Below are 9,043 nucleotides of genomic sequence, written 5' to 3' on the forward strand. Positions count from 1 at the left end.
AAGGGCCGTTCGCGTAACTTTGCAAAGGTCACTATCTGCGCAAAGCTGCCATTGATGCAAACGGCGTCTAACGGCAGCTCCCAGCCCGAAGCGGACATGGCCATTTCACACATTGGGCGGAGAGTCGCCTTTCGCTGCAATCAGCACCAAAGTCAGCTATGCGCAGGAAATTATCGTTGTAGAGAGCCTTACATGGGTCGACGACGTTCATCTTCTCCGGCATTACTTGAAGAAACAGATGCTTAAAGAAGGCTACGGATGAAACTATTCCCGCAGGATAATGACGTTGTTTTGTATGAAACAGGGTTCGACGATGATGTTCTTGAGCGAAAAGCCACTTCAAAGCAGCTGTCCGAACTTGTTGAGCGAATAGAAGACCCGATTGTCCTGGCGCTAGACGACATGTGGGGATCTGGAAAGACATTTTTTCTCAAAAGGTGGGTTGCAGCTCACACTGCAGAAAACAATGGCACCGCCACAACCATATATTTTGATGCATTTGAAAACGATTATCTCACCGACCCTCTCATTTCCATCATCACTGCGGTAAGTGCGCGCCTACCAAATGCGCAAGCAGCGACAGTAAAAAAATGGAAATCAGTCGCTGCAAAACTTGCAAAGCCAGCATTGGGGATCGCTCTTTCGGTGGCGACGTTTGGTGCCAAACAACATTTAGATGAAATCGGAGATGTGATCGCGGATGCGGCAAATGGCGAAGCCAAAGATGCGGCGCAAGACCTTTTTGATATTGAAAAAGACCGAAAAGAAGCAGTGGGTGATTTTCGAAATCTGCTGTCAGATCTGACCCAGAAATCAGCGGCACCGATCGTCATTGTCGTCGACGAATTAGACCGATGCCGACCAGACTATGCCCTGACTGTTCTGGAAGTTATTAAGCACTTTTTCTCAGTGCCAAAAGTCCACTTCATACTCAGCATTAACGGAAAAGCATTAGAGAACAGCGTTAAAGCAAGATATGGTGCCGAAATTGATGCAGAAAGCTATCTCCGGAAGTTCATAAATGTCTCGTTCTCGCTTCCTCGCACGATCGGTGAGCGCGGTGAAGTGAATGTTGTAGCCAAATACGCCTCAAAGCTTATCTCCGACATGAAACTTCCTAAGCGCGTTTCAGACCGTTGTGTAAGCATCATGAAGTGCGTGGCCAAAGGTCGCGATGTCTCCCTTAGAGATGTTGGAAAGATCCTCTCCAAGGTCGCTTTGTTACCCAATGCCGTTCATGAGAAAAATTATGTGGATGGATATATTGATGTACTCTGCGCGCTTCTTGTCACTTCTGTCGTCGACCCTGGGCTTCATGTGAAACTGGTCTCTGGAGACGCTCAGACGTCGGAGCTTCGGGCGTATCTCTTCGCACCAAAAGAAAAAACGGCGCAGCGTATCGGGGGTAACTACAATTCTGAATACGATCATGAGGTTACTATTTGGCTTGCCACAATAGTTTTTTGTTGTGGAGCTGAAGAGTTAAACGATGTTGAAGACTTGCCTGACTGGTCTGAACAAATGGGTGGTCGATTTGATAATTTTGGAATATCGGATGTAAAATCTATAGCGAAGGGAATTCAAAAGGACTGGGTCGAATTATTTAGAATTTAGTTTTTAGGTGGCGTTGCCTTGCCTGCACCGTCTGCCACTTTTAGAGGCGCTACCGGCTTTTGAGGTTTTCCACTGCTATGTGAGTTGGCATATCAGTTATGCGGTTGGAAGCGGTCGTTGGTTGAGAGTTTCATGAGCGGCAGGTTTGGGCAGTTCACGGTAAATGCTGTTCTAAAATGCAACTCGATTGCCAAGATGAATTTTAACGCCGCCAGTTTCGTCAACCACGTACGAAAGAACCTCGTAGACTGCAATCAGTTTGCCGGACCCAAACAGTTCTTGGTTTTCATCTTTTCCGCCATGTCGGATGATGGCGCATTCACTGGCTTTAAGAGCCTCGATGAACTGCTCGTACTTTTTTGAGAAACTGTGCCGGGGGCCCTTAAAGGAGTCGTCATAGACTTGGTTGGTGTCAATGCGTGCGCTGTGCAGCACCGGTGCATTGACTATATCAAGACCTCGGCCCTTAGCGTACCCCGTCCATGATGATCGATATGTGAAACCGGTGTTTAAATCTCTCATCTTAATCATCTCTACGGTCCTATATGCCCATGAGAACAGTATGTCTCACAGGGTCTCAGTACGATCAATAAAGAACCTACTTACCCTGAAATTTGCAAAGTGCGGAATTGGGCAATAGGCTACCGTCTGGCTTTAAGGGACTAACTCAGTCTCTTTAGGCAATGAGCCGACCTCGATGCATTTTATCAGCAGTTTGTTCAACAAAGTTGCGGAATCGGCCACGGAAACAGAAAGGTCCCCTTTGAGTTTGCTACCGTGAACCGCTTTGGAACGGTCACTATATAACTTCTTAACTAATTCAAATATGGCCTTTCTTTCGGCCACATCCTCGGGTGCAAGAAATCGCGCCATGTATAAGCTAATTTTGAACCTAATTTCAGTGCTCGCCCCGAAAATTCCCTCTATCCCTGCCCATATTATCGCTAACTTGATTCTTGGATGAGGATGCCAATGCATTGAGGCCAAACAATGGACACCCGTTTTAAAGCTCTCTTCACTCATTAACTGGCGTGCATCTACGAAATGATCCGTTAGCCATAGGGCATCTTTACTCTGAATGATGAGCGCTCTTTCATCATTGAAACCGCTCATTTGCCGATGAACCGCTCGAAGGGTACTTTTCGCGGAAACTTCATGAGCGGTCGTGTCAGACTGAATATTGAATCCGATCTCCTTTTGAAAAATAGCAGACAAAAGAAGAGCATCCCAAGATGAATTCCATGCAGAAACAGAGAGTTCTGGCGATGATTTTGCGGATATTTGAAACTGTGATCTTACACGTGGAATGAATGCAGCGACTACTGCTATGTCGTCTGGATGCCTACAAGTTGAAAGAGCGGTGGTAAGATCGAGATAGGATGTATCAGCTGGCTGCAATACGATCCCTTCGCCTAGACGAATATCAGATTTCACCTCGATGCCATTCAGAAAAATAAATGTTTCCATTTAACGAGCAGTCTTTGGTCAGGGAAAGATAACATCACTCTGAGCAGCTTCAGCAGGGTAAGTAAAGCGGCCGTGAAAGGACACACTCTCAAACCGACCGTCCACTTTGGGTTGGCGGCGGTTATTGGATTATCTTCGCACGAGTGGTGGTTTTTGGGTCGTTCGCCTATGGGCAATTCACGTGACTTTGCAAAGGTCACTATCTGCGCATAGCTGCCCTTGGTGCAGAACACGTCTAATGGCGGCTCCCAGCACATGTCTAAACGCATTGGCTACGTCACTTTTGGGGTTTGCGGTACTTGGCGGTGTAGCGTAGGAAAACACATGCTAAAATTTTTTAAAAAATTCAGATCGAGTATGAAATTCGGAAACCGCATTTCTCAAGAAATTGGTGTCGATAATAAAATCTTTCAATCTACTCTAACTCAAATGGGCATAAACCTCTCACTCCTAGAGGAAGGATTCGCGCAAGATGATCTGCATCTTGTTGATGAGGTTCGTATGCAACGATTGTGCATGAGAGTTATCCCAGTGGCTCGGCTTGGTGCAGCTCAGCTTGTAATAAAGTTTGGGAATCAACCGATGATCGAAGGGTTGATTTTTAAAATGATTGATTATCAAAATTCACACATCGAAGTTGTTGATGATCCGGCCGAATACAAGCGCGAAAAAATGCACCAGTAAAGCTCCTTTTTGACGCATGCCCAGAACCCCCTGATTGTTGCTGCCAAAAAAACGGTTCAAAACCGAAGTAGTTGTTGAAGGTTTTGGGATGTCTATTGATAGCTGACATTCATACGTTCCACAGCATCAGTCAGATTGGGCTCACTACCAACTTTCCCCGCACGCCACACGAAACGCCGCTGTCGGGGAATAGGTGAAACTTTGCAAAGGTCACTATCTGCGCAAAGCGGCCATCGAGGCATATCGCGGCTTCGAGCTATTTGGACACGGAGCCGCCATTCTCTGCAATTGCGAACTCACACCTGACTAACGCTGGGCTTCGCTCAACCAATAAGGACCGTCAAAATGCAAAAAAGCCCGCCCCTGAATATACAGAGGTGGGCTTTTGCTATTGAGCGTTATTTGATGGAATGCCGCTCCAATTGACGCAGGCGCGCCTCATGATCAGACATTCTATCGATGATGGGTTTAATATCTCTCTGGGCTTGTGTTGACGTGTACCTATCACCAGACAGGGCGCGAAAATCATCCAGCCTATCCGTTAAGGCGCGCAACTCAATCTGCAACACCGCGTTGGACGTTTTCAATTCCGCCATGGAGACATAACCGCCGACAATCCCCACAACCGTAACCCCCTGAACGATGTGTAGTAAAATTCGTTCCAATGGTGTCTGCCCTCTTTGTTGTTCGCCGCTCACTTTGCGCAGCCTGCGTCATGGCCTAAAACTACAGCCGTGCCAGCGCGCCCTACCCCTTCCGGCGTCATCGGGTCCGGCAGCTCAATCGCAAGCCGTTCAATGGCCCCAGTGAAGTCAGGCCCGCAAAACGCGGCATCACTCACGCCCAAGCAACTGGTCACGCCAAGAAGGGGCAGAATCGCTATCTTTAATTGCATCGGAAATTTCCTTTTCGCGTTTGATTGTTGTCGCGCGCTCTTCGGACCCGCCTGCCCAATAGATGCCCCCAGCAAGGGAGCACAGAACTGCAATGAAGATGATTGCGCGGGTCATGTGGTCCAGCCTTTGCGCACCGCAAACGCGTAGATCACCTCTACAGCCGCCCCCAACGCCAACGCACAAACCGTCACAACGTCAGGATCGCGCGCTAACACGTCTGCTGCGTCTACCCCCACAATGAGGCCCACGGCGTACCGAATGATGATGCGAGTAATGGGCGCGTATCTCATGGCTTTTTCCCTGCGAAAAAGGATGCCAGCGCGGCAAACAAAGCCGTAATCGGGTTGGCCTGCATCTTGCCCGTGGGTATTGTAACACCTGCAGGCTTCGGCTGCTCTTTCGCCCAATCCAACGAAACGCCACGGACCTCATCGGCACCCATCAGCTCGGGCGACGCCATGACCCCATCCCACCACTTCCCAGCATCAAAGCCGGGGCATTGCGTTGCGGCACCGGGCATGTCCCTGTGGCCTGTAACCTTGGCATTGGGATACCGCTTTTTAAGCTCTAGGATGGTGCGGATCATTTCGTCCACCTGACCCGCCGTGCGCGTGTCGCGACCCGTCTGCATGTCATCGCGAGTCAATCCGCCCTCAAAGCAGATGCCAACACTTTCGACATTCTCGCCTTTAGAATGAGCGCCCATTTCGAAACGACCCGCTTGGGATAGATCGCGCCCTGCAATCCGTCCACCCTTGCGGGGTAGGTAGTAGTGATAGCCGCCTTCACGAAAACCACGCGCCAGATGATCAGCCTCAAGGCGTCCATAGGGGTATTCGACTTCAATTGCGGTCGCGCTATAGTGGATTACGATGTAATTGACGCGGCTGTCTGAAAGGTAGGACATGTAATGCCTCCAATGGTTTTGGCCCGCCAAGGCGGGTTGTTGTGGGTTGAATTGTGGGCTGGATCAGATCGAATAGGTGCTGTCGAAGTAGTCCCAAATGCCTGACAGGTGATTTGGGGCCTGCCTTACGGCGGGACGCTCATTGTCGAAAAGGTTGTTTTCCACAATGTTAGTTATGCGATCGGGACCCATCGCGGCGAACGGCTCAAACGTGTCAAAATCGGAGGGCTCAAATAGGTCCAGATCATCCAAAACGGGGCCATTCGGATCACCCGTTGACATGAAATGCCTGATTGAGGATTGCAGATAGGCGCTCAAAACCAAATCAGAGAATTGCAATCGAAGCGATTCAGCGCTTTCGCCTTGCGCCACTTGCCAGTCAGGACGCCCGTTAAACCACACCTGTTGATTGGCGTGACCTGTCAGGCGCTTGCCGTTCCCAAGGCTGTCATATTTGAAATACAGCTCATAAGCCGTGCCACCCTTTGCAGCGAAGTCGCGCGGCAACCTGTTGGCACCGTAGCCAAACACGCAAAGGCCATAGGCTAGGCGCTCCAAATCATCCCCGTCAGGCGAGATTAGCGCCGTTGCCGTAGCTATTTCCTCATCGGTGGTGATCCCCACACGCCGGAAATAATCGTCTGCGTTTTCATCGTAGCGCGCCTCATTGATAAGTGAGGCTTCATTTGCCACCCACGTAGACATGTAGGCGACCGATGTTGGCCAGCGGTCCGCAGCGATTTCCGCAGGTGCCGTCCTGTTTTGCACGATCACCCCATCATTGGCGGGCCAGATATTTAACGGCCCCACTTGCTCTGCAACAAGCACACCGTCCGAAACACTCCAAACTTTGCGTTGGTTCTTAAACGCCAGGATCTGCTCAGGGGATGGCCCGAGGCGTAGCGCAGCGGCAATCCCGTCTTGTTCTGCAATTTCAGCAATCGTTCTGGTTGGGTCAAAGAACGCGGGCTTGCCTTTGATTAAGGTGTGCCAGAACGATTTCCCCAATTCCTCGCAATATGCGCGTGAAGGGCGTCCTGCCGTATCGCCGCCAGAATGGGATATAACACGATGAAACAACGTGCCGCCCATCGGCATCAGCAAGGTAGCCATCTGCCCCCCGGCTGACGTGCCGCCAAGGGTGACGTTATTCGGATCGCCACCAAAGTTTGAAATGTGCAGTTGCACCCATTCCAGCGCTTTTATCACCACATCATAGGCTTGGTTGATTTGATGATCCTCACCTAACGCTGGATGTGTGAAAAAGCCCTGCGTTGAAAGAGGCCACTCGACAGTCACGTAGACCCGTCCAATGGCATATGCGCCCTCAAAACGGGGGAAAATGCGTGCGTTTTCAGTATTACCGCCGCCGTGAATATTCACGGTAACAGGCTTGTTTGCACCAATGGCGGGTTTGTCAGTTGAGATATCCAACAGCGCGCTATCTTGATGCTCAATAACACCACGTTCATCCCATTCTAAGACGCCAGCGCCTACAATGTCACTCGCACGCCAACCAACGGTTGTTGGCACAGATGGCCCTGTTGTTTGCAGCGCAATCCGGCGCGAACTGGTTGCATCAAATGGGCTTGAAGGGAGTTCTGTTAAAGCTTCAGGTGTTGACCACCACCCATCCGCAACAATGCTGGTGCAAAATGGGATGCCCCGAAATTCGCAGCGCTCAAACGTCTTGCCTGCATTGCGCTTGCGGAATTTTACCGCCTTGGCGCTATCGTCATCTGGCATAAGCACCGCATGGGTCTTACGCAGGCCCGTTATCTCTTGCGACCCAAACTGGACAGTCACGCGAGGGATCATGTGGCCACCTTGTATTTACCCCAAATGACCAAGCCAATCGCAGTGCCAGATGGTATTTCGCTCAAAGCGTAGAACCGCACATCAGCCGTCGAGCCGTCGATGCTACGTTCAAAGCCGATTGCAGCCCGCGTCAGGCCGTCAACGGTACTAGAGCCAGCTATCATCCCGATGTCGGTCGAATGGCGGGGGAAATTGCTCGTCGGGCGCGCGTTGATCGCGTATCCTGAAACGTTGGTTTCATCCGTCGCAAAAGGCAACGTAATCAGCACGCCGCTTGTACCCGCTGTGGTGTAGGTGATGGTTGCGTTTACCGACGCCATGAAGTCGCACCAAAGGCCCGACGCATCGGAGCCAGTGAGAACCCCCTCAAAAACCTGAGACGTGTGAGCTGCAACGAAATTAGTGGCCGTGCCGTCATCCACGAATGCGGGTGTGTGGTCTACGACTGCCGATGTCGTCACGCTATTAGCCAGAGATTGAAACATCGTATCTACATACGATTCTGACGCATTCTTGATCCACGCGCCCCATGTTCCAGAGCTGCGAAGCCTCCGCCATGTATCAAGCGAAGAACCCGACGCGCTATAAGCCGTCTGCAAGCGGTTTGCGCCCACAGCTCGGACCTGAATGCCAAGGGCCGTTGGGGCGTCGGTTGGCCCGTTTACCAGATCAGAACCGTAGTATTCATACGGCGTGTCGATACCGTCTAAATCTGTTGACGCAGGCAGCAGAATTGCTGCCAACAAGTTTGTGCCTTCAAGAACCGCAATGCGCTCTTCGAGAGCAGCAGATGGTTCATCAAAGACTGGCTTGTCGGTTACGTCCTCATCCGCAAGGATACGCACATCCAAGAAAGTACGATCAGAACCGTACTGTTGGACATAGGGTCGGGCAAACATAGCCTCAGAGCTTGCCGCATCGATGCCCGTTCCCGCATCCGTCGAAATAACCGCATCCGCTGTTACCCACCCATTTGCCGTGGTCAGATTGCCATAATCCACAAGCACGGTTTTTTTGATTGTCAGCCCTGTTTGCGTCAAACTGCTATTTAGCCATGCAATACCAAATTCAACGGCATCCCCTGACGGGTCAGCACTATCAACCGGGCGTCGTCCCTCCCATCTGACACGGTATTTCCGGCCCGCCTCCAAGGTAATCAAATCGCGGGGTGCAACTCGGTTATCCCCTTTAAGCTGCAAGACGGGGCCACGTGGGGAAACTTCTGTATCGTTTGGCGTGAATAGCGCCATGGTTGAGGCTGGACCCTGCACATCAGAAGAATATCGCAGATAGGCAATGCCGGGGTTCATGGGAGAATGGATCATCGCGGGCGTGAAGTTGAACAAACCCCGCTGGACGGCCGTTGTCAGACCAGCATTGATCGCCGCGCGCGTTGTAGCTGGTGACATTACAGCATCGCCGCGCGCACCGCCAAGCGCTTCGTCTGGGCTGGCGAATGGCAATTCCGAAAGCTTATCGGCTAGTGCTGCCTCCAGACCTGTGACGTCGCCAATTGCGTGGTCGTGATCAGATGCGGCCTTGCCACCTAGCGCTGTCTCCAGACCTGTGACGTCGCCAATCGCGTGGTCGTGATCAGATGCGGCCTTGCCACCTAGCGCTGTCTCCAGACCTGTGACGTCGCCAATCGCGTGGTCGT

General features: G+C 51.2%; 10 protein-coding genes and 1 pseudogene. 2 read left to right on the forward strand and 9 right to left on the reverse strand.

Going from position 1 to position 9,043, the window contains the following annotated elements; genetic code table 11:
• The first annotated feature begins 258 nt into the window (after positions 1-258).
• On the forward strand, positions 259-1,614 hold the full coding sequence (locus tag V7775_RS24525) for a KAP family P-loop NTPase fold protein (protein WP_335754563.1): 1,356 nt from the start codon (positions 259-261) through the stop codon (positions 1,612-1,614).
• 171 nt (positions 1,615-1,785) lie between these two features.
• Here the strand turns inward: V7775_RS24525 and V7775_RS24530 are convergent, their stop codons facing one another.
• Positions 1,786-2,145, reverse strand: coding sequence for a hypothetical protein (locus V7775_RS24530; RefSeq protein ID WP_335754564.1), 360 nt, complete (start codon positions 2,143-2,145; stop codon positions 1,786-1,788).
• A gap of 123 nt (positions 2,146-2,268) precedes the next feature.
• Positions 2,269-3,081, reverse strand: a complete 813-nt coding sequence (locus V7775_RS24535) for a hypothetical protein (RefSeq protein WP_335754565.1) — start codon at positions 3,079-3,081, stop codon at positions 2,269-2,271.
• 324 nt (positions 3,082-3,405) lie between these two features.
• Here V7775_RS24535 and V7775_RS24540 point away from each other — a divergent pair, with 324 nt between their 5' ends.
• Positions 3,406-3,765, forward strand: a complete 360-nt coding sequence (locus tag V7775_RS24540) for a hypothetical protein (RefSeq protein ID WP_335754566.1) — start codon at positions 3,406-3,408, stop codon at positions 3,763-3,765.
• 398 nt (positions 3,766-4,163) lie between these two features.
• Here the strand turns inward: V7775_RS24540 and V7775_RS24545 are convergent, their stop codons facing one another.
• The 7 genes and pseudogenes from V7775_RS24545 to V7775_RS24575 form a co-directional block, all read right to left on the reverse strand.
• A complete protein-coding gene (locus V7775_RS24545; RefSeq protein ID WP_335754567.1) occupies positions 4,164-4,430 on the reverse strand; it encodes a hypothetical protein in 267 nt (88 codons plus the stop codon).
• Between the two features lie 29 nt (positions 4,431-4,459).
• On the reverse strand, positions 4,460-4,660 hold the full coding sequence (locus V7775_RS24550) for a hypothetical protein (protein WP_335754568.1): 201 nt from the start codon (positions 4,658-4,660) through the stop codon (positions 4,460-4,462).
• On the reverse strand, positions 4,599-4,775 hold the full coding sequence (locus V7775_RS24555; protein WP_335754569.1) for a hypothetical protein: 177 nt from the start codon (positions 4,773-4,775) through the stop codon (positions 4,599-4,601). Before V7775_RS24555 ends, V7775_RS24550 begins: the two co-directional genes overlap by 62 nt.
• On the reverse strand, positions 4,772-4,951 hold the full coding sequence (locus V7775_RS24560; protein WP_335754570.1) for a hypothetical protein: 180 nt from the start codon (positions 4,949-4,951) through the stop codon (positions 4,772-4,774). The genes V7775_RS24555 and V7775_RS24560 overlap by 4 nt, the downstream gene beginning before the upstream one ends.
• Entirely contained in the window at positions 4,948-5,568 is a 621-nt protein-coding gene (locus V7775_RS24565; protein WP_335754571.1) for an N-acetylmuramoyl-L-alanine amidase, read from the reverse strand. Before V7775_RS24565 ends, V7775_RS24560 begins: the two co-directional genes overlap by 4 nt.
• Positions 5,569-5,631: 63 nt before the next feature.
• Positions 5,632-7,386: a carboxylesterase family protein gene (locus V7775_RS24570; RefSeq protein ID WP_335754572.1), complete on the reverse strand. Its 1,755-nt coding sequence runs from the start codon at positions 7,384-7,386 to the stop codon at positions 5,632-5,634.
• Positions 7,383-9,043 (reverse strand): annotated as a pseudogene (locus V7775_RS24575) (hypothetical protein); the annotation flags it as partial. The pseudogene V7775_RS24575 and the gene V7775_RS24570, both read right to left, overlap by 4 nt.

The organism is Sulfitobacter sp. (genome assembly GCF_036960155.1).
Classification (GTDB): domain Bacteria; phylum Pseudomonadota; class Alphaproteobacteria; order Rhodobacterales; family Rhodobacteraceae; genus Sulfitobacter.